At 39.5% G+C, this 24,115-nt stretch carries 14 protein-coding genes and 1 tRNA gene; 2 read left to right on the top strand and 13 right to left on the bottom strand.

The genetic code is table 11. From position 1 onward, the window contains the following. Position 1: 1 nt before the first annotated feature. The 5 genes from P0Y49_15255 to P0Y49_15275 all read right to left on the bottom strand — a co-directional run bounded on the left by P0Y49_15255 (position 2) and on the right by P0Y49_15275 (position 14,104). Positions 2-3,409: a tail fiber domain-containing protein gene (locus tag P0Y49_15255; protein WEK18148.1), complete on the bottom strand. Its 3,408-nt coding sequence runs from the start codon at positions 3,407-3,409 to the stop codon at positions 2-4. A gap of 28 nt (positions 3,410-3,437) precedes the next feature. Next, positions 3,438-7,985: a hypothetical protein gene (locus tag P0Y49_15260; protein ID WEK18149.1), complete on the bottom strand. Its 4,548-nt coding sequence runs from the start codon at positions 7,983-7,985 to the stop codon at positions 3,438-3,440. Positions 7,986-8,501: 516 nt separating this feature from the next. Then, positions 8,502-11,648 (bottom strand): CusA/CzcA family heavy metal efflux RND transporter, encoded by a 3,147-nt coding sequence (locus P0Y49_15265; protein WEK18150.1) that lies wholly within the window; start codon positions 11,646-11,648, stop codon positions 8,502-8,504. A gap of 25 nt (positions 11,649-11,673) precedes the next feature. After that, a complete protein-coding gene (locus P0Y49_15270; GenBank protein WEK18151.1) occupies positions 11,674-12,774 on the bottom strand; it encodes an efflux RND transporter periplasmic adaptor subunit in 1,101 nt (366 codons plus the stop codon). Positions 12,775-12,802: 28 nt separating this feature from the next. Beyond that, positions 12,803-14,104, bottom strand: coding sequence for a TolC family protein (locus P0Y49_15275; GenBank protein ID WEK18152.1), 1,302 nt, complete (start codon positions 14,102-14,104; stop codon positions 12,803-12,805). A gap of 136 nt (positions 14,105-14,240) precedes the next feature. Between P0Y49_15275 and P0Y49_15280 the strand changes: the two genes are divergently transcribed. Next, complete coding sequence (locus P0Y49_15280) at positions 14,241-15,323, top strand: serine hydrolase (GenBank protein ID WEK18153.1); 1,083 nt, start codon at positions 14,241-14,243, stop codon at positions 15,321-15,323. A 63-nt stretch (positions 15,324-15,386) separates the two neighbouring features. On the opposite strand, the gene P0Y49_15285 is transcribed toward P0Y49_15280, so the two are convergent. Further along, positions 15,387-16,526 carry a hypothetical protein gene (locus tag P0Y49_15285; GenBank protein WEK18154.1) on the bottom strand — a complete coding sequence of 380 codons (1,140 nt, stop codon included), beginning with the start codon at positions 16,524-16,526 and terminating at the stop codon, positions 15,387-15,389. Between the two features lie 107 nt (positions 16,527-16,633). Beyond that, a complete protein-coding gene (locus P0Y49_15290) occupies positions 16,634-17,491 on the bottom strand; it encodes a DUF5694 domain-containing protein (GenBank protein WEK18155.1) in 858 nt (285 codons plus the stop codon). A gap of 213 nt (positions 17,492-17,704) precedes the next feature. Between P0Y49_15290 and P0Y49_15295 the strand changes: the two genes are divergently transcribed. Next, on the top strand, positions 17,705-18,124 hold the full coding sequence (locus P0Y49_15295; protein ID WEK18156.1) for a hypothetical protein: 420 nt from the start codon (positions 17,705-17,707) through the stop codon (positions 18,122-18,124). Between the two features lie 87 nt (positions 18,125-18,211). Here the strand turns inward: P0Y49_15295 and P0Y49_15300 are convergent, their stop codons facing one another. The 6 genes from P0Y49_15300 to P0Y49_15325 form a co-directional block, all read right to left on the bottom strand. Beyond that, complete coding sequence (locus P0Y49_15300) at positions 18,212-18,379, bottom strand: hypothetical protein (protein WEK18157.1); 168 nt, start codon at positions 18,377-18,379, stop codon at positions 18,212-18,214. Between the two features lie 168 nt (positions 18,380-18,547). After that, positions 18,548-19,717 carry an ATP-binding protein gene (locus P0Y49_15305; GenBank protein WEK18158.1) on the bottom strand — a complete coding sequence of 390 codons (1,170 nt, stop codon included), beginning with the start codon at positions 19,715-19,717 and terminating at the stop codon, positions 18,548-18,550. A gap of 216 nt (positions 19,718-19,933) precedes the next feature. After that, positions 19,934-20,017, bottom strand: a tRNA-Leu gene (locus P0Y49_15310). 25 nt (positions 20,018-20,042) lie between these two features. Continuing rightward, on the bottom strand, positions 20,043-20,807 hold the full coding sequence (locus P0Y49_15315) for an MBL fold metallo-hydrolase (protein ID WEK18159.1): 765 nt from the start codon (positions 20,805-20,807) through the stop codon (positions 20,043-20,045). 39 nt (positions 20,808-20,846) lie between these two features. Continuing rightward, positions 20,847-21,497 (bottom strand): outer membrane lipoprotein carrier protein LolA, encoded by a 651-nt coding sequence (locus P0Y49_15320; GenBank protein ID WEK18160.1) that lies wholly within the window; start codon positions 21,495-21,497, stop codon positions 20,847-20,849. A 17-nt stretch (positions 21,498-21,514) separates the two neighbouring features. Beyond that, entirely contained in the window at positions 21,515-24,067 is a 2,553-nt protein-coding gene (locus tag P0Y49_15325) for a DNA translocase FtsK 4TM domain-containing protein (protein ID WEK18161.1), read from the bottom strand. Positions 24,068-24,115 lie beyond the last annotated feature (48 nt).

The following is a 24,115-nucleotide window of genomic DNA, read 5'->3' on the forward strand; positions in this document are numbered from 1 at the left end:
GTTACTGCATTTTTTTGAGGATACTATTAATCTGTTCCTGCTGCTTATCCATACGGATTTTTAATGCATCAATTTCTTTTTGTTGCTCTTTTACCGCCTGGATCAACATACCTGTAAGTTGGGTATAGTCTACTTTTAAAAAGCCATCTTTACCTTTGGTGACCATTTCCGGATATACCTTTTGAAGTTCTTGAGCAATCACTCCTATTTTTACACCTGTTGCGTATTTAGTTTGATCTTTATATTCGAAGCTTACTCCCCTGATCTGGTTTATTTTTTGCAGAACGGTAGTTAAGGTTTCGATATGCGTTTTCAGATTTCTATCTGATGGCGTATACAAGTTTCCGTTGATGGTTAGGTCTTGTCCGAAGCTTGCATTTCCCTGAGTATCGAAAGTTAAGCCCTGACCATTCGCGCCATTATTGCTGATCGAGAATACAGAAAGTTTAATATTTTCTGCGGCTGTATGGTTACCCAAATTATCTTTACCCGCAGCTGCTGCCGCAGTGACGCCTGCATCTACATATTTTTTAGTCGCCGCATCTTGATCTGCGGTTGGCTCGGCCAGATTTACAATTTTAAAATTGTTTATTCCATCCCCCAAAGCAACATCTGCTTTTGCGTTATCAAAGCCACTTAATGGAACTTTGTTTTTAGCTGTAGATTCTGCGATTCCTTGAGCGTTACCAACATAAAGTTCACCGGTAGCCAATTTATTGTCCATCACTACCCATTCAGTGCCATTGTACACATACAAGTGGTTGTCTGCTGTATTGTAATAGGTGTCACCTGGTTTTGCTGTTGCCGTATCAGGTGCTGTTGGCCCCGTAGGCATCTTCACTGTTTTAGCATCTACATATTTTTTAGTAGCTGCATCTTGATCTGCTGTTGGCTCAGCAAGGTTGATCAGCTTGAAATTACCCATTGCTACATCACCTTGGGCGGAACCAAAACCACTTAAAGGAACAACATTTTTAGGTGTAGAAACTGCAATACCTGCAGGACTTCCAACAAATAGGTGCCCATCAGAAAGCTTATTATCAACAGGTACCCAGCTGGTACCATTGTAAACATACAAACGGTTGTCAGTAGTATTGTAAAAAATATCACCCGGTTTTGCAGTTGCCGTATCGGGTGCTGTTGGACCGGTTGGTGTTTTTGAAGATTTTGAATCTACATATTTTTTCGTTGCAGCATCCTGATCAGAAGCAGGATCAGCAAGACTGGTGATTTTAAAATTAGTTGTTCCGTCGCCCAACACAACATCTGCTGTTGCAGCGCCGAAATCACTTAGCGGCACGGCACTTTTAAGTACACCTGTTGCTTTATTTAAAGCGTCTCCGACAAAAATATGATCTGTCGATAATGTCAATACTCCAGGTGTTGATAGCTTACTGTCCACATAATTCTTAGTGGCTGCATCCTGATCAAAAATCGGATCTTTCAGGAAACTAATATTGAATTGGTTTACCGCATCACCCATGTTCACATTCTCTGTAGCTTTACCAAAACCGCTCAACGGCACCTGAATTTTCGGCGTAGCTGTTGCTTTTCCTGCGCTGTTACCAACAAACAGGTTTCCGGCAGGCAACGCAAGTATGGATGAAGGCGTACTAAAAAGACCATCCACATACTTTTTATTTGCAGCATCTGTTTCTACCAATGGCTCGCCTATGTTTGTCAATAAAAAACCTGCCAGCGAAATGTCAGCAGTAGGATCTTTGAATCCAGTCAATGAGATGGTATTTTTTGCGATACCCGTAGCTTTTCCAGTTGCATCACCAATCATAAAAAGGTCTTTAGCCAGATTAATGGTAGAGGGATCAAAGGTTTTGGTATCAATATAATTTTTGGTCGCAGCATCCTGGGCATCTACCGGATTTGCAAGTCCAGTGATCTTAAAACCTCCTACAGCAATATCCGCGGTAGGCGCAGCAAAACCGGTTATTGAAATTGTATTTTTCGCCGTAGCAACAGCTTTTCCTCCAACATCACCTACCAGAAAATTTCCTGTCGGCAATAGAATATTCGCAGCGTTAACTTGCCTGCCATCAACATAAGCCTTCGTTGCAGCGTCCTGTGCTAAAGTAGGGTCAGCCATGTTCGTAATCTTGAAGTTGGTTGCTAGTGTTCCGCCCCCCATTGATACATTAGCTCCAGCTTTATCGAAGCCACTAATAGGAATAAGACTTTTCAATACCCCTATCGCTTTGTTAGAACTGTTACCAACCAAAAAGTTATTGTTGGTTAAAACCATAGAACCAGGGGCAGACACCAATGCATCTACGTAACCTTTTGTCGCCGCATCAGAGTTGGCAGAGGGGTTGGCAAGATTAATGATCTTAAAATTTGTAACCTCATCTCCCATCGATACATTATCCAGAGGAATACCAAAGCCACTCAAAGGAATGTTTGTCTTATCCAGTTTCCCATCAGTAATTGCTAACGGCTGGATCGTGAGTTTACCGGTATTGGTAATGGTTGCATCTCCTGTTAAAGCGACAGACACAGGTGTATTGGAAGCATTACCAACGAAAATCTGACCGTTACGCAACAGATTATTTATCGCCATCCAAACTGTACCATTATATACATACAATTTGTGGTCTGATATGTTATAGAACAGGTCGCCCTCTTTAACACTTACCTTAGTAGGATCAGGATTAATATTGGCGCTTGGAGTGGATCCATTGGTCGAAAGTTCTAACCATAAAGCACCATTATATATATAAGTTTTATTGTCGTCCTTATTAAGGAACATCTCTCCGCTCTTTGAAGGATTCGGGAATTCAGCAGTTGTACCACTGGCTATTACTCCTCCACCAACTGGAACCCATCCATCGGCTGTGTAAGCGTATAATTTTTTTTCTGTAACATTGTAGAACAAATCGCCGGTTTTTGGAGTAGCAGGAATATCAGCTTCTGTACCGGATTTGAAACCACGGATATCTTTATCGATACTATTAATCGTAGAATTTAGTATTGATACTTTTAAACCTTCGTTAATATACTCAGAATCATTTGTTAATTGTGAATAGCCATTTGGCGTTGGTCGAAAAAGCGTCCCCATAGCATAAGAAGTAGGGTAAGTAGCATACTCATTTGAAGCACCTGTAAGATAAGTAACATCCACAGTAATAGAGTTGCCTTTGAGCGCTGTTATTTTATCAATTCTATAAGTTAATCCCGAAAAATCAGCAATGACATCCCCAGGTAGAATATCGGTGGCATAATATACATAAAGCAGATCGGTAAAAGTACCCTCAATAGAATAATTTGAATTAGGAGTCGAAGGAACCTCTGAGGCCCCAGTTATATAAAACCTCCCATTCAGTTTAGATTGAGCTATCCCGGTAAAAGAGACCAAAGCTAAAACACAGGTTACAAGAATATGCTTATTTATTTTCATTTTAATACTTCTTCACAATAAAAATATACTAGAAACTTATAACCAACGTGTAAATCTTATTGGCACTTCCTGTAGCCGGCTTAAAGGTAATCATCTTATTCCCAAAAGATTCAAGCGAAACTGCATTAGGAGTTGAAGGTGACCCCATATGAATATAATTGGCAGGTAATCCTATGTCCCTTTTTACAAAATAAAAAATAGGTATTGGATAGTATGTAAGGTCTGATACAGCCGCATCTGGAATATTTTCATCTTTGATATCGAAGTACACTTGTGGACCATTATCTGCAGGCGTTTTGCCAAAAAGCGGATTATCAATATTAAACTTCGCTTTAATAATAGTCACTCCCAGAGGTATATTAAGTGTAAATTTCATTGTTCCCGCAATCGGTCCATCACTCATTGTAACCGTTACTCCATCGCCAATCGCAGTTATTACCACACGAGAATTTCCAGATGGGTAGTAACTTTTAAAAGCTCCACCACCGCCACCGCCAGCTGCCGGGGTAGCCCATTTAGCAGTTCCATCGGCATCCGCAGTTAATACCTTTGTTGCGTCAGCAGCAGCAACCGTTGGATATTTATCCAGCTTGGCCTTATCGCCTGCAACCATTACCCCTGCAGTAGTTGATGTAGCTGCAGGAATAGTAGCAGAATTTCCAACCAATGAACCTGCTTTAGAAGTTATCACACCATTAGCTGCTGAAGAAGTATACCCTAAATCAGTTGCCACAGCTCCACCGCCACCTGTTCCATTTGCAACTGCTGTAATTCTTCCCTTCGCATCAACTGTAACATTGGCTGAAGTATAACTTCCTGCAGTAACACCCGAGTTAGCTAATGCTAAAGTAGGATTACCTGCCACGCCATCTGCATTAGTAACCGTAATCTCATTTGTTGTACCTGCAATAGATCGTGATGTAGTTGCACTGGCAGAAGTCCGAACCAAAATTCCATTTGTAGTGACACCGGCAAGACCAGTTGCTGTACCTGTTACATTACCCGTTAAGGCACCATTAAAAGTTCCGGCAGTAATAGCCATCGCTGAGAAATTACCAGAAGCATCTCTTTTAACAATCGTATTAGCTGTTGGGGAGCTTGTTGCAGAATTAGCTGCCACCGTTGCCGTATTAATCTCAGCAGCAGTAGAACCTCCTACTGTAGCTACCCTTGGTACATCAGCAGTATTACTTAAATCACCGGCTAGCATTACAATACCCTTTGAAATTGTAGTAGCAGGTGAGCCACCTCCAGATACCATACCATCAGCATAATCTTTCATAGCCTTTACCGAGGGATACTTTGTTGTAGAACTCGCATCAGCAGTAATGTTATTACTTATATTGGCAATATTCTGCTTTAGGTCCAGTGCATTTTGTGTAAGTGTACTGATTGGCTTCGCAGCATCACTTGTATTGTCTACATTATTAAGCGCTAAATCAGTTTTTACCTGTGCTGGCGTTTTTTGTCCAATTGATGTCGATGTAGCGGCATATAAATAACTACCAGGAGTTAAAGTGTTCAATCCTGTACCACCGTTTGCCACGCCAACTGTTCCACTTAACGAAGTTGCAGTTGATGCATTTCCAATTAGGTCTCCGGTAATTGTTCCAACTTTAAAATTACCTGAAGCGTCTCTCTTTACAATCGTATTTGGTGTGTTTACAGCAGTAGCCGCATTCGCAAGGATCACCCCTGCATTAATGTTAGTTGCAGTAGAACCGCCAACCATTAATACTGTAGGTAAAGCAGCTGTTCCACCCAGATCTCCAGCCAATTTTACAATACCTTTTCCGGTAGTAGTTGCATCAGGTGCTCCACTTGCCACCAATCCATCTACATATGTCTTAACCGCTTTTACAGAAGGGTATTTGGTATCTGAGCTGCCATCAGTACTGACATCCGTACTTTTATTTGTTTTATCTTCTTTAGCTAATAAGGCTGTAGCTGTAGCCGTACTGATAGGCTTACCTGCATCACTGGTATTGTCAACATTACCCAGTCCTATATTTGTCTTAGTCAATACCACATCAGGTCCGGCCGCTCCGTTTACCGTTTGTACTCCGGTACCCGTTGGCGTTAAAATTTCTTTCCAGTTAGCCAGAACAGAAGCCGGAGTAGCACCTAAAACAAAACTCTTACTAATATCAGTTCTGATAACTGTACTACCTATCTGTGCACCAGCTAAAGCCAACATAGAAGCTTGATCATTAAAAACATTAACTGAAGCAAAGGATAGCGCAGGAATTTGTGATACCGGAATTTTCCCCGTACCATCTAAAGTGGCAACACCATTCACTGCTGCTTTTTCTGTAAGATTTATCTTCTTGTCTAACTCGGCCTGTGTTGCAGTACTAATTGGTTTTAGTAAATCACTAACATTACTTACATTATCCAAGCCCAAATCTGCTTTAACTTGAGCTGGTGTTCTTTGCTGTAAAGTAGTACTTGTTGCCGCACTAATAAAGCTTCCAGCTGTATAGCTAGTCATACCCGTACCACCTCTTACTGCCTGCAGGTTCGTAATTAATGGTTCTTTCGTAGCCAGTCCCGGTACTGTTGGTGCGGAAGCAACCCCCGACAAATCTCCTGCAAGCTGTATTTTACCAATGATAGTAGTTGTTGCATCCGGTACGCCGCCCGCTCCGATAACAGCATCGTTTACTTTTTTATCTACATAAGTTTTTGTCGCTTTTTCCGACGGATAGTTGGTATCCGAATTTGCAGAAAAAGTACCATCTGTAATTTTATTAGCCTTATCCTCTTTCAAATCTAAAGCAGCCTGCGTTGCCGTGCTTATAGGCTTTGCAGCATCAGAAGTATTACTTACCTGATCAAGTCCCAAAGCCTCTTTAACCTGTGCAGGTGTTCTTTCCTGTAGGGTAGTCGCATCTAAGGCGTTGATGAAGTTTCCAGGTGTATAAGAAGTGATTCCGGTTCCACCATTAGGCACCATCACTGTTCCGCTAACAGAACCTGCTGTAGTTGCTGTAGTTGCATTTCCATTTAAATTACCTGTTACTGCACCCACCTCTATATTGCCAAGCCCATCTCTCTTCACAATGGTTCCTGTTATGTTTTGAGCGGTCGCTGCATTCGCAAGGTCAACACCTGTCTTTATACCACTTGCAAGTGCCCCTCCTACTGTTTTCACTGTTGGAGCATCAGCAGTCCCACCAAGGTCACCCGATAGCATGACCCTTCCCTTAACCGTAGTTGTTGCATCTACAACACCCGCTTTTGAATCGACATACGTTTTAATTGCATTTACAGTTGGATATTTTACATCTGAAGTAGCATCTGCAACGATATCTGTACTTTTATTTACCTTATCTTCTTTACCATTCAATGCTGCTTGAGTAGCCGTACTTACTGGTTTATCAATGTCTTTTGTATTATCTATATTACCAAGACCTAAATTTATTTTAGCATCCGTAGCGTTATCGGCGCCGGTACCACCATTGGCAATAGCAACTATACCCGTAACATTAGTTGCTGTTCCTGAAATATTGCCTGTAACAGTACCTGTAAGGATAGGATTATTTATAATAGGTCCATCTGACATCACAATATCACCGGCACCTGTAGTTGTAGCAACTTTAAGTGCCCCTGCCTCTCCCTTTAAAATACCTAAAAGTGAGGTACCCAAGGTAATATCCGGAGTAGTTGTTGGATTTGCCACAGTGCCTGTAAATCCATTTAATGACCTAACAGTCACAGAAGTTACACTACCATTACCTGTACCACCGCCACCGCCGGTTCCGTTTGTTACATCTGTAATTCGTCCGTTTGCATCTACTGTAATGTTTGCAGAAGTATATCTTCCAGGTATTACACCCGTAGTTGAAAGCCCTAGGGGGTTTGATAGTATCCCACTACCAATTAAGGTCGCATCATGTTGAACGGTAGTAATACCACCGGTTCCACCGCCGCCGCCACTACCGAGTAATCCGGCAAGATCTACATGACTATTTCTTGGTCCTGAAATAGACAATATTGTTCCGGCAAGACTCAAAGATTGATTAAGGTCGCTAAGACTTACCGAATTTCCGCCTTTAATAGCTAGATTATAGGCTGCATCAAAACTCAGACTTAAATCTCCAGGTGATGCAGGATCTCCTTTTGGCCCGATTAATACGGTTCCGGATGAAGGCCAGTTTCCCGACACCTTTGGCCCGAATAAGATGGTCTTTGTTAGATCCAGATAAAAATCTCCATTATTTCCAACTGCAGCCGAAGGTACTCCGTTACCGCTTAATATCGTATTTCCACTCGTGCCATTCCCACCAGAACTAAGCTCACTTTTATTGACTAACTTTTGCCATTGTCCATTACTATAATAATAAAAACCAGGAGTATCATTTGTCTGATAAATCAATAAACCATTAGCAGGACTATTGATATCATTACGCTGTGTAGATGACATTCTTGGGATGAGCAAACCTTTAGATGTAGAAAGGATTTCTAGTTGAGCACTCGCATCTGGAGTACTCGTACCTATTCCAACCTGGGCTTTTGCGCTAAATGCAAATAGCAATCCGATAAATATGGCAAAATGCTTAGCTGTTGTATTCATGAAGTTATTCTAATTTAGATGGGGTTATTCTATACTTAAATTGGAGCGGAAACTGAAACACGAGAGAGTTTTCCTTAAAATTAAACGACTTAGCCGCCAATGTTTAAAAGGCACATAAAAAACTAAAAATGAAGCAATTCAAGCGTCTTTCAACCGGGAAAAAACTTATATATAGTTCCAGATAGCGGATTAAGCCTATATAAGTAGCGTTGATGATGATTTTTCATATTTGAAAACATTATTTAAACAATATTGTTGGGACAAATTATTTGCTTTATTAGGCCCATAGGCAAGCCTTAATTGCACAAATTAACAGCGAAGTTACCATTCAATAATGGAATATTCTTGAATAAAAAGTAAAATAATTGTGAACAAAAGCAACAAAACTCACCTAATACATTAACAATCAATCTTTTAAACTACACATCGTTAATCAAAATTAAATGAAATCATACTTTAAGAATCTGCTGCGAAATAGAAGAGAACAAAAGAGTTATGGCAAAATATTTTTGGTCTTCAATGTTGGTCAGTTTTTCTGTACGCCCAGCCAAAAATTAACGGAAAAACCCAAAGGCTAAATATCATAGCGCAGAGAATACCCCCAATCACCACCCTTGCCAAAGGCCTTGAACTCTCTGAGCCAATACCGTGTGAAATAGCAGCCGGAAACAGACCTATCGCGGCCATCATTGCCGTCATCATTACGGGTCTTATCCTTGAATTTACACCCAATTTAATGGCTGAATACAAAGATCCGTTCACGCCTTTAAACCTGTCCAGGTTATGCTTAAATATTGTAATCAGCAACACCCCATCCTGAATACAAATCCCAAAAAGTGCGATAAATCCAATACCCGCAGAAATACTAAAATTGGTACCTGTAATATGCAAAGCCAACAATCCCCCTACTATGGCAAATGGCACGTTTAAAAAAACCAGGGCCGCATCTTTGATATTGCCAAACATTACAAACAGCAATAAAAATATAAGCGCTAAACTGATCGGAACCACCTGGGTCAGCCGCTTCTCCGCTCTTTGCTGATTCTCAAAATCACCTTGCCAGGCCATATGGTATCCCTTTTTAACAGATACCAATGCATTCACTTTCTGCTGTGCTTCCGCAATTGTGCTGCCCATATCCCGCCCGCGGATAGAAAACTTAAGCGTAGCGAAACGCTGGTTCTCATCCCTAAAAATTAAACATGGGCCTGTTTTTTGCTTGATTGAAGCAATCTCTTTGATTGGAACTTTTGAGCCACTTTGAGTGGGCACCAAAAGATTCCCGATATCATCAGGCGTTTTTCTGAATGCTTCCGGAAAACGGATCCTGATGTCAAATGTTTTTACGCCTTCATATAGGGTAGAAGCAGCTTGCCCCCCAATAGCCATAGAGATTACGGAGTTCGCATCTGCCGTAGCTACACCATATTGGGCCATTTTTTGCTGGTCCAGATCGATATCCAGCTCAGGCAAACCAATACTCCTCATTACCCCCAAATCTTCAATTCCCCTTACCTTTTTCAGTACCTGGTACACCTCATCCGCTTTATGTTCCATGTAGTCCAGCGAATCTCCATATATTTTAACAACAATGGAACCTTTGACCCCTGATACAGCCTCTTCCACATTGTCCATAATTGGCTGGGAAAAATTAAGATCGACCCCCGGTAGGTTTGACAACTTTTTGTTCATCTGGCTAACCAGCTCTTCATTTGTAATATGTGGTTTCCAATCACCGGGGGGATACATCAATACATCAAATTCATTATTATAAAAACCAGTTACATCTGTACCATCATCTGGCCGCCCCGTTTGCGATACCACGCATTTTACCTGCGGGAAAGTCATCAGTATGCTTCGAACCTCCTTTGCCGTTTCAACAGATTTTTCAAGCGATACACTGTAAGGCAACTGAACCCGAAGCCAGATCGCACCCTCATTTAATTCAGGTAGAAACTCGCTCCCTAAAAATTTAAATGAATACAAACCAATAGCCATACAAATCAATGATACAGTAACCACCACTTCTTTGTTTTTATAAGCCCTGGTAAAACCATTGATCATAAAGCCTGTAAGGTGGTGCACAAAAGGATTATGTTTTTCATGTACATTCTTGTTCAGCAATAACCTGATCAATACAGGCACTAAGGTCAGCGAAGTAATTAACGCGCCCAGCAATGCAAAACCGAGCGTATAGGCCAAAGGTGAAAACATTTTGCCTTCTACTTTTTGAAATGCAAATATGGGCAGTAAACCAGTGATGATAATGAGCTTGGCAAAAAAGATAGCTTTTCCAAGTACTGCACCTTCATTTTTAATAATGCCCAGCTTGATCATTTTATTAAACCGCTCCATCCCCATCACACGGCCCTTATGGTCCAAAATCACAAACAGACCTTCTACCATCACCACAGCTCCGTCAATAATAATCCCAAAATCAACCGCACCCAGCGAAAGCAAGTTTGCAGACATCCCCAACAAATGCAAACAAATAAATGCAAACAGCAGTGCAATGGGAATAATGATGGAAACAATTAAGGTGGTGCGCCAGTTAAACATAAACAAAGACACCAATAAAGTAACCAAAAGAATTCCCTCAGTTAAATTATGAAGCACCGTATGGGTGGCATAATCTACCAGATCTGTACGATCATAATATGGAACAATTTTAGTATCCGCCGGAAGTATATCATTATTCAGCTTATCGATTTCTTTTTTAAGCGCAGTAACCACTTCTGTCGGGTTTTCGCCCTTCCGCATTACCACAATCGCTTCTACCGCATCCGCCTCGTCCAAAACCCTTCTTTTACCATTCTTATCTGTAACCGCATCACTCCTACCCACCCATCCAAGTCTGGGCAGATTAGATATAGCCACATTGGCTACATCTTTAACCAAAATAGGCACGCCACTATTATTGGAAATAATGATGTTCCTGATTTCCTCAATATCATTCAATAACCCGATTCCTCTTACCGCAAAAGCCTGATTGTTTTGAATGATCATGTCGCCCCCAATGTTGATATTGGTTTTTTGGACAGCAGCAAAAACATCTAATGGGGTAATGCCCAATGTGGCCAGTTTTCCCGGATCAACTGTAATTTCGTAGGTTTTGGTTTTTCCTCCAAAGCTGTTAATATCGCCAATTCCGGGGATGGCCCTCAGTCTTCTGTCAATGACCCAATCCTGCATGGTTTTAAGCTCCCTAACATCCCTCACCGAGCTTTTCAAGGTATACCGAAAGATTTCACCCGTTGGACCAGTTGGGGGCTGCACTGAGGGAACAACTCCAGGAGGTAAAGTCGCATTTCCCAACAGGTTCATAATTTGCTGTCTTGCTTCCGGATCCTTTACCTGGTCATCAAAAATTACTTTTACGTAACTCAGCCCAAATATCGTAGTAGAGCGCAGACTTACTTTTTTTTGTACTGGGTTCAAAGCAATCTCTATAGGGATGGTCACTAATTTTTCTACTTCCTCTGCACTTTGCCCCGGCCACTGTGCAATGATATCAATTTCAGTATTGGTTACATCTGGGAAGGCTTCTATGGGCATGTTCATAAAAGTGATTACTCCACTTATAACCAGTAGGGCAGCAAGAACCAAAATAAAAAACTTGTTTTTTAGTGAGAACCCGATTATTCCTTTAAGAAACTTATTCATGTACCAGCGGTTAGAAGTGGATCATTTAACTATTTAAAGAACCGTAAATAAGCAGTGCCTGTGATGCAATCAGGCGCTCTCCGGAAGAAACCCCGCTTTTAAGGTAAGCTTTCGTTCCATTGATACTAATTACATCAACCGGCCGGAGCTCAACATCCTTATTACCTTTAAGTACCACCACATAGTATTGACTATGATCATAGATTAGCGCAGTGCTGGCAATAGTAATCGCTTGTTTATGATCCCTGATAATAATAGATATGGTAGCAAACATTTGTGGCTTCAAAGCATAATCCGGATTATCCAGTACCACCCTCATTTTCATCACCTTGGTTGTAGGGTCAAGCACATTCATGAGCTTATTTACTTTGCCTTTAAAAATCCTGTCGGGATAAGATATTGTGGTGACCTCAACGGGGTCCCCTTCATGTACCTTGCCTATATTGGCCTCATAAACATTGGCCTGCACCCAAACATTCTTTAGGTCAGAAATGGTAAACATGCTCATGCCATTATCTGTCCGGATAGCCATTCCATTGGTTACATTTTTTTGAACAATAAAACCATTGAGTGGTGACTTTATAAAATACTCGCCATTTTTATTGTCACCATTAATGCTAAGCACTTTTTCTGCAGCCGTTTTTGCGGCTAGCGCCTGCTCGTAATTTACTTCAGCATTGGTTACCTCTACCTGTGAAGACAGCCCACTGCTAAAAAAGCTTTTTTGCTGATCCAACTGTTTTTTTGTCAGACGGACATTAGCTTCAGTATTAATCAATAAGGCATTGTAATTAGCAATCTCTGCACTCTTTATCATACCCAACACCTGCCCAGTCCTCACAAAATCACCTGGCTGAACATTAATATTTTGTACATTTCCACTAATCATCGGAAAGATATTAGATACCTTATCCGTATTAAAATCAACAATGCCATTAAATTTAATTGCATAAGTTAAATCCCCAGTCTTAACGGTATCAATTAAAAGGGTTTTCATTAAAGAATCAGGCACAATATACTTTTTCCTTTCTTCCGGTGCTTCTTTCGATCTGCAAGCCAAAAGAACCATAAGCAATCCAAGAACCAGAACGGAGCCGCTGTTAGTCTTAATGTATCTTGTATCCATAGGGCGTATTTATATAGGTAGTGTTTATTTATTTGTTAAAGAACGGGGTCCCGGTTACATAATTTAACTTCTCCAGCGAAGTAACCCGGTTAAGCAGTGCATTGTTCAGCAGCAAACTATTGTTCTTAAAATCATCATAATAACTTAAAAAATCCAGTAAACCAATGTTTCTGGAGATATAGTTTTTAAGTACTTCCTGCACTAAATGCGTATAATCCTGTTTAAATTTAGGGCTAAGACTATTGCAAAACAGCTCTAGTTTTAAGGCAATTTTATAATTGCTTGCCACATCACTTTCCACCTGGTTTTGCTGTTGCTGATACTGCATTTTACCTTGTTCAATAGCTACTCTTGCCTGACGGATGCCCCCCTGATTACGATTGAAAAACGGAAGTGAGAATGACAGCCCAATGCTGGTATAATTTGGGATGTAACTCCCTAATTTATCAAAATTACCACTTACCGTAATATCCGGGATGGCCAGTGCTTGCTGCACTTTTAAATTCACAGCATTGTAAGCCATATTTGCCTGAGCAATTTTTAAATCGCTGCGGTTCAGATTGGCAGAATCAAGCAATTTCTGATAAGGTACCGAGGTTAAGACCGGCTGTCCATATAAGTCATAATTATAGAGCGCCACCACCTCCGAAGTGGGTGACGCCTTGATCAGCATTTTAAATTCAGCATTTGTGCTCTCTATGCTGGATTGCAATGCAGTGTATTCGGCCTTTAAAGAATATAATAAAGACTGGATGCGTAATACTTCCTTTTCTGAAATATACCCCCTTTTATACTGCTCATCAAAAGCGACCAAAATCTTCTCTAAAGCATTTATTTCCTGATTATACACTTTTTCAGATTGCTGCTGAAAGTAAATACTGTAAAAGTCGTTCCTCAGTGTATACCTTAAGGTTCTTAGCAGATCAAAAAACTGATAGGTAGCCTGTTCTACTCCTACTTTGGCCAATTGGATGTTCTTGTTCCTTTTCCCGGCTGTTAGAAAAAGCTGGGAAATACCAATGGTATACTCACCATTATGAGAAGGGATGGAATCACTCTGGCTTAGGTCCAGTATCTTTTTAGTAACCGGATTGTACAAAACGCTGCTGAGGTCGAGCTGAGGATTTTGGAACAATCTGGCGGTTATGACCTGCGCCTTTGCATTATCAATATTATAATGCTGGATCATCAATGCCAGGTTATTTTTTAAAAACTGATTCTCGGCCTCGTTTAAAGTGAGTTTAAGGGTATCTGCGGGTAGTCCTTGGGACTGTACAGGATGAACTATAGCAATATACATGAAGCAAAGCAGTAACAACTTTAAACGCATACACATAGTATTTAAACTAAATATATAAAAAAATACTTGCACAAAAAAAACGTATTTTCCATGATGACGTTTTCGTTTTGACTGTTATATATTTGTGTATTAAGTTAAACACTTGCTTTATATTAGATATTTAATCATGAAATTGACAAGAACTTTTACTTATTTATTGAAGTCTTCTTTTACGCTTGTTCTTGTATGTTTCGGCTTATGCTTAAATGCGCAAACCACTTCTCAAAAATTAGACTCCTGGCTTAACGAAAACACGCCGGATATGGGTGGCCGTGCAGTACTTATGGTCTATAAGAATGGAAAGGTGGTTTATACAGGTTCTGCAAACAGCATGAGCGTGGGCCAAAAGGTTACTTCAAGGATGATAGCCCGAAAACAAGGAAAAACGGCAGACTTGCAGGATTATACGGTAAATACCCGGGTACAAATTGCAAGCTGCAGTAAATGGCTCAGTGCTGCATTAGTTATGACCTTTGTAGATGAGGGAAAACTTAAGACTACAGATACCATCGGAAAATACTTGCCTGTCCTATCAAAAAATGGCAAAGGCGGCATTACTCTTAGCGAATGTCTTTCTCATACAACCGGGATCAAGGCCCCCGGATTGAGAGAAAGTCTGCAAGATATGAAAGACATCAGTAGTATGGATGAGGCTGTAGCAAAGATCGCAACACTTCCTATGGAAGGTGTTCCTGGAAAAGTATTTAATTACAGCAATGTTGGTCTGCAGCTGGCTGGTGCAGTAATCGAAAAGATTAGCGGGGAAAGCTTTGAGCAGCTTTTCGCAGAACGGATTGCAAAACCATTGGATATGAAAAACACTGACTTTGGCCACAACAAAGTTTCCCTACCTGCAGGCGGCGCTTACAGTACTGCTGAAGATTACCTTAACTTTCTGGTCATGATTTTGAATAAAGGCACATTTAAGGGTAAACGGCTACTCAGTGAAAGCAGCATCAAGGAAATGCAAATCAATCGCATTACTCCAGACGTGAAGATTGCCTACTCTCCCGCCGAAGCAGGGGCACCAGGTTACGGCTACGGGGAATGGATAACTTCAGGATCAGTGACTAGCCCCGGGCTATTCGGCAGTTATCCTGTAGTGGACAACACGAAAGGTTATGCCGCTTTTCTGGTTACTTTCTACCTGAAAAATAAAGGGAAACAGCAGCGGTATGAGGAACTAAAAAAGCTTCTGGATACCATTTAATCTACCTTATGTACTTTTGTTGCTTGCCCTGTCCAAGTAAAAGGTATTTTAACCACTCATAGATTAATTAGTCGCCTTTGGTGTAATGATTTGTCCTTGTTTAATCACAGTCGCATCTTTAGTCACTCCTGTTTTCATAATGACCTGATTAGTTTTTATAGCTTTATTGACTTGATTTATAGAAAGCATACCCCCTGGAAGTATATGTGAATTCTTACGGTTTGCGATTTTTGCTAAAAAGCCATCACTACCAACAACTTTTCCATTTGCATCAACCTTTAACCAATCCCCAGTACAGACAAAATCAACTCCTTCAGCTTTTAAGTAGCCATTATTTAAAGTACAAACTGCTGTTTTACCAGTAGAAAATGTACTTACAATAAAGGTATAAGTTTTATCAGGCTGAGCTGGCTTACCTGGCCCTGGAATCCATTTGATGGGATCATAAGCTGCAACAATATCAAAGGATACAGGCACTCCTACAGGAATTTGACTAGCTGTATAATTCAATTTACAGTACTCCTGATCGCTGTTATCAATGGTATATAAAATTGTACCCACGGGTTTTGAGCCGAGAAAATAACCATCCTGACCATTATAAGCTCCTTTAATAGCACTATTATCAAACTCATTCGTAGTAAACTGAAGTGGGCAATACGCCTTCATCGTAAAAGCCCTGTAATATGGGAATATATCAGGATGATCAATTTCTGACTTTTTCCAATAAATACTTCCGCTGATAACCCCATTAGTGCTGTAGCTAATTGGTACTGGTGGTATTTTAGGAGCTCCCTCAGTTAAATCTATAGTAAGTATCTTCTGATCATTGTTCCATGAATTAATGGTATATTTAAATGGAGTAATAGCACTCACACTATAGCTGGCTGAGCCGATAAATGGATTGTCATAATATAGAATAAGACTGGTATCATAGGCCCCTTGTAATTTATACTTTATGGTCCCCTCCACACCACAGTAGGGAGAATTGAAAAGACCTATATATTGTCCATTATCAGAGGGCGGTATATGATCAGGCACCTTACTATGCCCTATATCACCATGATCTACCTGATTATTTTCCAGAATAAGATTTTTTGAAGTATGGTTATTAATGTAAAAAATGAAATGCTGTGCGCTAGCTGTTTTAAAAGTAAAAAACAAGAAGGAGTAAATAGCCAGCGGAAATGTAATATGTACTTTCATCAGTGTAAAATTTAGTACTAATTTAAGCCACAACAAATCTGAAAAATAGTAAAAAATCGCCAGACATAGCAGTTTTAATAATAGCAAGGTTCGAAGTAGCTAAAGCACTATCCCTTTTCTTTTACTTTGGTCCGACCAAGCCATTTCTCCGTCTCTACCACATTGAAATAAGGATTGTCTTTAAAGAGTTGTTTAATGATAGAAATATGATCATTGCCAATGATTAGGAATATGGCATTTTCTTTATAGTCTAACTGGGCAAGGATTTTTGAATAAATTAAGATGTTTCTGCGGTACCAATCGATGGTTAAATCGGCCCCTAAAAAATAATCAGATTCATTACTAAAGACATTGGTATTGCCAATTTGCGGATAAACATTAATGTAATGCGCATGAGAGGTCTGTTGCACTCTGGCTGAATTAAGCCAGCGTAGGTATTCCAATAAGTCGACCGATTTACGAACAGAATCACTTTTCATTAGCGTTGTTAAAGGTATGGTCATTCCCAACCCATTTTTCTTTGCCAGCTTATCCTGCTCATTGTGAGCCTTTGCATAGTTAACTAACTTCTGATAATAAACACCGTACATTCCGGGATGATCACATTGAAAGATATGCGGGTGGTTGAGCGCAACTGCAATGCGAGCACCAACTTGCCAAATTTCATTTCTTAGCTTTCTTAAATTTCCCTTTCTATATTCCTGGTACGAGCTATCCATCTTATTTTTATACTCCCATTCGGGCATCCTCTCCACAAAAACCTTATCAGGCTTTAAGTTCACTACCTTAGTTGCAAGTTGTTTAATGCTTTCCTGATGCTTTTCATCATTAACATCGTAAGTTAAAGTGTCAACTTGATTGAAGTGAAAAGTACCCAACAGGTAAACATTGATTTTTTTCGTTTGGGCAAAGGCCGAAAGATGAAGCACCAGGAAAGAGAAAAATAGGATGATTCGTTTTTTCATGAACAACGTTTTAAATATGAGTAATCCTCCAAAATAGAAGGTTTGTTCATATGACACCCGATTTAAAGAAACGTTGCATAGACACAAGAGTATTTTTCTTAAAAATATAAATCCTATATATCTTTAATTCCCAGCAAATACCAAATTGGTTTTTTCTTTACCTGTAATATTTTTATTGTAAATTCATTATTTGAAGATAACAACTTTGATATTATGAATAATTTTAAAACGAAACCATATCTAACCCTGATGATTTTTGCTTTAATGGCATTTTTCTTAATCTCAGGCTGTAAGGCGGGACTTGACAATCCTGCTAATTCATCTAAAGAGGTCGAGCAGGCTAATCTTATAAAATTAAAGAATGAAATCATAGAGCTGTCAAAAAAAGTGAGCTGTGAAGATGCTAAAGAATGGAAATTCATGCCAATAGGTGCAAAGGCCTGTGGCGGTCCATCAGACTATATCAGTTACTCCACTAAAATAGACACAAATGACTTTATAAAAAAAGTTAACTTCTACACTGCCGAATCAGAGAAATTCAATAAGAAATGGGGGATTGTATCAGATTGTACTTTGCTTAACCCACCAAAAGAAATAAGATGTGAGAACGGAAAAGCAGTACTTATTTATTAACAAACAAACCTTGAAGTTTTCCACTCCCACTATCTGCTTTACATCGGCAATATCCTACCCAAATAAACGCTATCTGTAACTCTTTTCCTAACTGCGCTGTTGATGTTTAAAAGCTATTCCATTGCTATCTATACCATAAACCTGTCCAGGAGCCACGAAAACCAGGGCACCATCTTCATAATCGTAGGGCTGACAGCCATATATCATGTCGCCACACTTGATATTTATCAAGAAATGTCCTACAAGCTGGAACATATCCCACTAGTGAACAGAAACAATATGAAAACTTATCTATTATATCTACTGTTATTTCTCACGGGATTGAGCCCTTATGGACAAGGGAGCCAGAGCAAGAATTTTAAGATGAAAAGAAGATTCCTCGAACTACATTAAAGTTCGAACTTATTAAAATGAACCATCAAATCACAGTTCACTTAAAATATTTTTCAAGAAAAATTGCAGTCCGCTAACTGTCGTTTTTTCATCCAAAGCATACTGCTTTTCGCCAGGCGTAATTACAAATGCCTTTTCCACCTGCAAATCATCCAATACATTATAAAAACCCTTAGAAAGAGAAGGAACTGTTGCATATTTAATTTCAATGGCAACTACTGGTTTAAGTCCGTCTACCAATATCACATCACATTCGGCCCCATGTTGCGTACGGTAATAATACATCTCCAGATGTTTGGGTTTCAACTGATAGATCTGCTCGACAACATAGCTTTCCCAGGAAGCACCGACAATCAGGTTTAACGGAAGCTCTGCACTACTTTTGATGCGGTTTAACTGATGTAGTAAGCCACTGTCCCGAATATAAACTTTTGGTGCTTTTACCACACGTTTTCCAACATTAATGTACCATGCAGGTAATTGTCTAACCATGAAAGCACCTTCCATGAAATCCAGATATCTCTTTATTGTTGTGCTGCTCACTCCCAATGCCCGGGCATAATTTTCTGCAGTCCAAATACTCCCTGTATTTGCAGCTAGCATATACCAAAAATTACGAATAAGTACCTCAGAAAGGTTAACTCCAAAAAGAAGGTTAAGATCACGTTCTATATATGCCCTGATAAAGTTTTCTGCCCATAGTGAAAACTGCTGATTGTTAGCACTTGTTAATGCGTTCGGAAATCCTCCCCTAAACCAATGCTGCTCTTGAGAAATACCACTATCAATTGCCTCCAATAAATTTATTGGAGACATTTCAGCAAAAGCAATACGCCCTGCTAAAGATTCAGAAACCCCTTTCACTAATGCTGGTGATGCAGAACCAGTAAGTATAAATCTTCCTGCTACTCTGTGTTGATCTATGATAGGTCTTAATTGTCGGAATAGATCCGGCACGCGTTGAATTTCATCAAGGACTATACAAGCATCTTTATATTGTTCAAACAAGAACGCAGGATTCTCCATACGCGCAATGTCATCGTCATTTTCAAGATCGAAGTATATTACTTGTTGTAGACTGCTTTTTAATAGCTCACGGGTGAGTGTGGTTTTCCCTACTTGCCTTGGACCTAGTAGAGCGACTGCTGGAAATGTCCTAAGCAATAAAACCAATTCTTCTTGTATTCTACGTTCGATCATAGATCAAAAGTACATAATCTTCCGAGTAATATTCAAATTTAATTTGAATATTACTCGGAAGATTATGTGAAACCGTACTATTATCCATTTAATATTTTACAACAACAGAATAGTAGTAAATAATATTTAAGCAAAAAAAAAGCTGCAGATATGAATCTGCAACCTTTAGTAGTTTTTAAAATTTTTAACACCATACTAATACAGTGTTAAAATTCGTACCCGAGAGCAGATTCGAACTGCCACGCCGTTGCCAGCACCAGCCCCTCAAGCTGGCGCGTCTACCAATTTCACCACCCGGGTAGGTATTTATTGTGCAAATATAGATTTATTCAGATAATATCGTCAACCCATCATAGGCTAATTTTATATTTGCAGGTAAATCTTTTTCCACAACTGCATGAAGTCCTAAATTATGACTGATATGCGTAAAGTAAGTAGTCTCTGCGCCTATCTTTTGCGAAAACTCAATCGCCTCATCTAAAGTAAAATGCGAAATATGTTGTTCTCTTTGCAAAGCATTCACTACAAGAATTCGAGTTCCTTTTATTTTTTCTAAAGTATCCTCAGCAATGGTCTTTGCATCGGTAATATAAGTAAAGTCCCCTATCCTAAATCCTAGAATAGGCAATTTATAATGCATAATATTGAGTGGAACAATGGCTGTATGACCAACATAAAAAGTTTCATCAGTAATGGTGTGTAGCTCTATCTGTGGTAATCCGGGATAACGAATATCTGAAAAAATATAGGAGAATTCCTTTTTTAGCGCATGTTGTACCCGTTCCGTTGCATAAATATCGATATGCTTTTTTAATAGGTAATTGAACGGTCGAATGTCATCAAGGCCAGCCAGATGATCTTTATGCTCATGAGTAAACAATATCGCATCAAGATCTTTCACTCCCGCACGGAGCATTTGATACCTGAAATCAGGACCACTATCGATCACAATGGTCTTATCCCCGGTTTCTAACAATACCGAAACCCTTAAGCGTTTATCCCTATGATCTGCTGATTGGCAAACTGCACAATTGCAGGTAATAACAGGAATACCCTGCGATGTGCCCGTACCTAAAAATGTAACCTTCAAAATATATTTGTTGCAAGCATGTAATCAAACTTAAATAAATTACCTTAGGTCTACAACCTCTACACCAGGATATTTCTTCGCGTCAAAAGTAAAAGTCGATTCAGGCACTTTTACATTGGCTACGAAAGTTTTCACGTTATAAGTATACCTGTTTCCATTTTTCTCCAGAATAAGTGCGCTGGCAATTTGCTTAGCAGCCTTATCTATGCTTAAACGTATTTTAAAGTACGATTTGTTGATGTCAGTCGGAGTCAGGTCGATCATCTGGTAAACCTTGGTACCTATCTTATTATCTCCGGTATATAAATACTTAAAGCCCTTTTCATAAATGGTAAATATTTTTGCCGGATTCAGCGCATCATCACTATGGTTTACATTCGTTACCTGAACTTCTTTTTCTTCTTTCAAATAGGTCCAAAGAGTTTTGCCATCGCTAATCATATCCTGCGTGGTCATATTAACCTTGTATTTATTCGCATTGGCTTTTACATATAAAGTACCTTCCTGAGTATCCTTAGCATTAGCTTGCTGATTGTTGATTATCAATGTAAAATCAGCCTTTACCACATCATAAGAACGATATTTTTTACTTACTTCGTTCAATATAATTTTAGCTTTGGCATCCGTCTGCGCGCTTACTTCATGTATATATCCCACTGCTGCAATCAACAACAACACAATTTTTTTCATCCTATTTCTATTAAATATTAATCTTTATCCAGGTTATCCAAAAACTGTTCCAATGCATAATCATCAGGTATCAACACCTCGCGTGCCTTACTACCTTCAAATGGGCCTACCACTCCCGCAGCTTCCAATTGATCAATGATCCTGCCCGCCCTATTGTAACCCAGTTTTAATTTTCTTTGGATTAATGAAGTAGAACCTTGCTGGTGCATCACAATTAACCGCGCTGCATCCTCAAACATAGAATCTCTATCAGATATATCAAAATCCATTTTAGCATTTTCAGCGGCTTCATCAATATATTCAGGCAACTGATAAGCCTCAGGATATCCTCTCTGATTTCCAATAAACTCAGAGATACGATCCACTTCTGGAGTATCCACAAACGCACACTGCAACCTGATCAGATCATTACCAGTAGATAAAAGCATATCCCCACGACCAATCAGCTGATCAGCACCACCACTGTCCAGAATTGTTCTGGAGTCGATTTTAGACAATACCCTAAACGCCAATCTGGCCGGAAAGTTCGCCTTAATCGTACCCGTAATGATATTCACTGAAGGACGTTGCGTAGCTAAAACCAAATGAATACCTACCGCACGGGCCAACTGTGCTAAACGGGCTATTGGCTGCTCCACCTCTTTACCCGCCGTCATCATCAAATCTGCGAACTCATCTACAATCAAAACGATGTAAGGTAAGAACCTATGCGAGTTGTTAGGGTTCAGTTTACGTTTAACGAATTTTTCGTTGTATTCCTTTAAATTCCTTACCTGCGCATCTTTCAACAGATCATAACGCTGATCCATTTCTATACATAGTGAATTTAGGGTATTGATTACTTTTTTAGTATCCGTAATAATAGCATCCGCCTCACCAGGCAACTTGGCCAAAAAATGACGCTCTATTTTATTAAATAAAGTCAACTCTACCTTTTTAGGATCAACCAATACAAGTTTAAGTTGCGAAGGATGCTTTTTATACAGCAAAGAGACTAAAATAGAGTTGATACCAACAGATTTACCCTGCCCGGTTGCTCCCGCTACCAATAAATGGGGCATTTTCGATAAATCGCCAATATAGACCTCGTTTGAAATGGTTTTACCCATAGCAATAGGAAGATCCATAGTTGTTTGCTGAAACTTTTCCGTTGCCAGAATACTGCGCATAGAAACCATTTCAGGATGCATATTAGGTACCTCAATACCAATAGTCCCCTTACCCGGCATCGGAGCAATGATACGGATACCCAAAGCAGCCAAACTTAAGGCAATATCATCTTCAAGATTTTTGATTTTAGAGATCCGCACACCTGGAGCCGGTATAATCTCATAAAGCGTTACGGTTGGTCCGATGGTTGCTTTAATCTTATCAATCTCTATATTATAATGATTCAGCGTCTCTACAATTTTATTCTTATTGGCTTCAAGCTCCTCAGCATTTACAGAGATTTTATTAGAACCATAATTTTCTAAAAGATCAAGATGCGGATATTTATAGCTTGATAAATCCAGCGTTGGATCATAGTTACCAAACTGCGCTACCAATTCATCCGATTTTTTCTCTTCTTCCGTTTTCTCTATGGTTAGCTCTGGCTCAGCTTTAGGGCTTTCTGGTATAGGCGTAGTTTCTACTGTTGGACTAAGTTCTATCGGTGCTGCCATCACGTTTACCGCAGGAGTAAATACCGGAACAATCTCTTCTTCTTCCTCCTTTTCTTCAAATCTGGACGGAGTAATTACAATATTTTGTTCGCGTTTACGCTGATTCCCCAACTTGTCATTCAAATTAAACTCAACAGGTTCCGAACGTACCTCACTTTCCAGCTCAAAATCTTCCGGCGCATCAGGTATAACAACAGCTTCCTTCTTTTTACGTTCCGGAATTTTAAAATCAATGTTATAAGCAATGATCAATATAGTTAAAGCTAAAAAAGCAATAAGCCCACCTACTCCGGCAATCCCAATTTGCGCGACCAACAATTTATTAGTCCAGTAACCAAATTCGCCCTCCACATAATGAGGTGTATTGGAAACAAAAGCATGGCCAAAACCAAATGTTAAAGATAGGAACAGTAAAAAGAATAAGCTGTATCCCAATGTTTTTTCAATAGAGAAGATTTTAACCTTAAACAGCAGACGATAACCGATAACAAAAAATACAAATACAAATAGAAAAGACGCCAATCCGAACCATTTGTAAATAAACTGATGCGATAACAATGCACCCACTTTACCCAACCAATTTTGTACAACTGGCGCTATATTTACCTGCTGAAGCTCTTCAGTTGTTTTAAAAAGATTACTCCAACCTCCATTTGCGTCTATTACATAACTATAATCTTCTTGCCAGGTAAACAAATAAGACGTAAAGGCAATGAGAAAATAGAGTGACAAAATTAAGAATACCAGTCCGATGATCTTAAACAATCTACCGTCCTGAAAATTAAAACGAGGTAAAATCTCTACTCTTTCTTTAAATGGTCTGGTAGTGGATGATCTCGAGCTTTGCTTCTCCGCAGGCTCATTTTTAAATGAATTTGACTTAAACTGGTTTCCCCTTACCGACATCTTTAATTACTGATTTTAATAATTAACAAATATAAAACATATAGTTGT

The organism is Candidatus Pedobacter colombiensis (assembly GCA_029202485.1).
In the GTDB taxonomy this organism is placed as follows: Bacteria; Bacteroidota; Bacteroidia; order Sphingobacteriales; family Sphingobacteriaceae; genus Pedobacter; species Pedobacter colombiensis.

Coding starts and splice junctions, on each gene's coding strand:
- P0Y49_15325 (WEK18161.1), bottom strand. CDS start 24,067: ATGTCGGTAAGGGGAAACCAGTTTAAGTCAAATTCATTTAAAAATGAG.
- P0Y49_15275 (WEK18152.1), bottom strand. CDS start 14,104: ATGCGTTTAAAGTTGTTACTGCTTTGCTTCATGTATATTGCTATAGTT.
- P0Y49_15290 (WEK18155.1), bottom strand. CDS start 17,491: ATGAAAAAACGAATCATCCTATTTTTCTCTTTCCTGGTGCTTCATCTT.
- P0Y49_15300 (WEK18157.1), bottom strand. CDS start 18,379: ATGTTCCAGCTTGTAGGACATTTCTTGATAAATATCAAGTGTGGCGAC.
- P0Y49_15305 (WEK18158.1), bottom strand. CDS start 19,717: ATGATCGAACGTAGAATACAAGAAGAATTGGTTTTATTGCTTAGGACA.
- P0Y49_15270 (WEK18151.1), bottom strand. CDS start 12,774: ATGGATACAAGATACATTAAGACTAACAGCGGCTCCGTTCTGGTTCTT.
- P0Y49_15280 (WEK18153.1), top strand. CDS start 14,241: ATGAAATTGACAAGAACTTTTACTTATTTATTGAAGTCTTCTTTTACG.
- P0Y49_15285 (WEK18154.1), bottom strand. CDS start 16,526: ATGAAAGTACATATTACATTTCCGCTGGCTATTTACTCCTTCTTGTTT.
- P0Y49_15265 (WEK18150.1), bottom strand. CDS start 11,648: ATGAATAAGTTTCTTAAAGGAATAATCGGGTTCTCACTAAAAAACAAG.
- P0Y49_15320 (WEK18160.1), bottom strand. CDS start 21,497: ATGAAAAAAATTGTGTTGTTGTTGATTGCAGCAGTGGGATATATACAT.
- P0Y49_15260 (WEK18149.1), bottom strand. CDS start 7,985: ATGAATACAACAGCTAAGCATTTTGCCATATTTATCGGATTGCTATTT.
- P0Y49_15255 (WEK18148.1), bottom strand. CDS start 3,409: ATGAAAATAAATAAGCATATTCTTGTAACCTGTGTTTTAGCTTTGGTC.
- P0Y49_15295 (WEK18156.1), top strand. CDS start 17,705: ATGAATAATTTTAAAACGAAACCATATCTAACCCTGATGATTTTTGCT.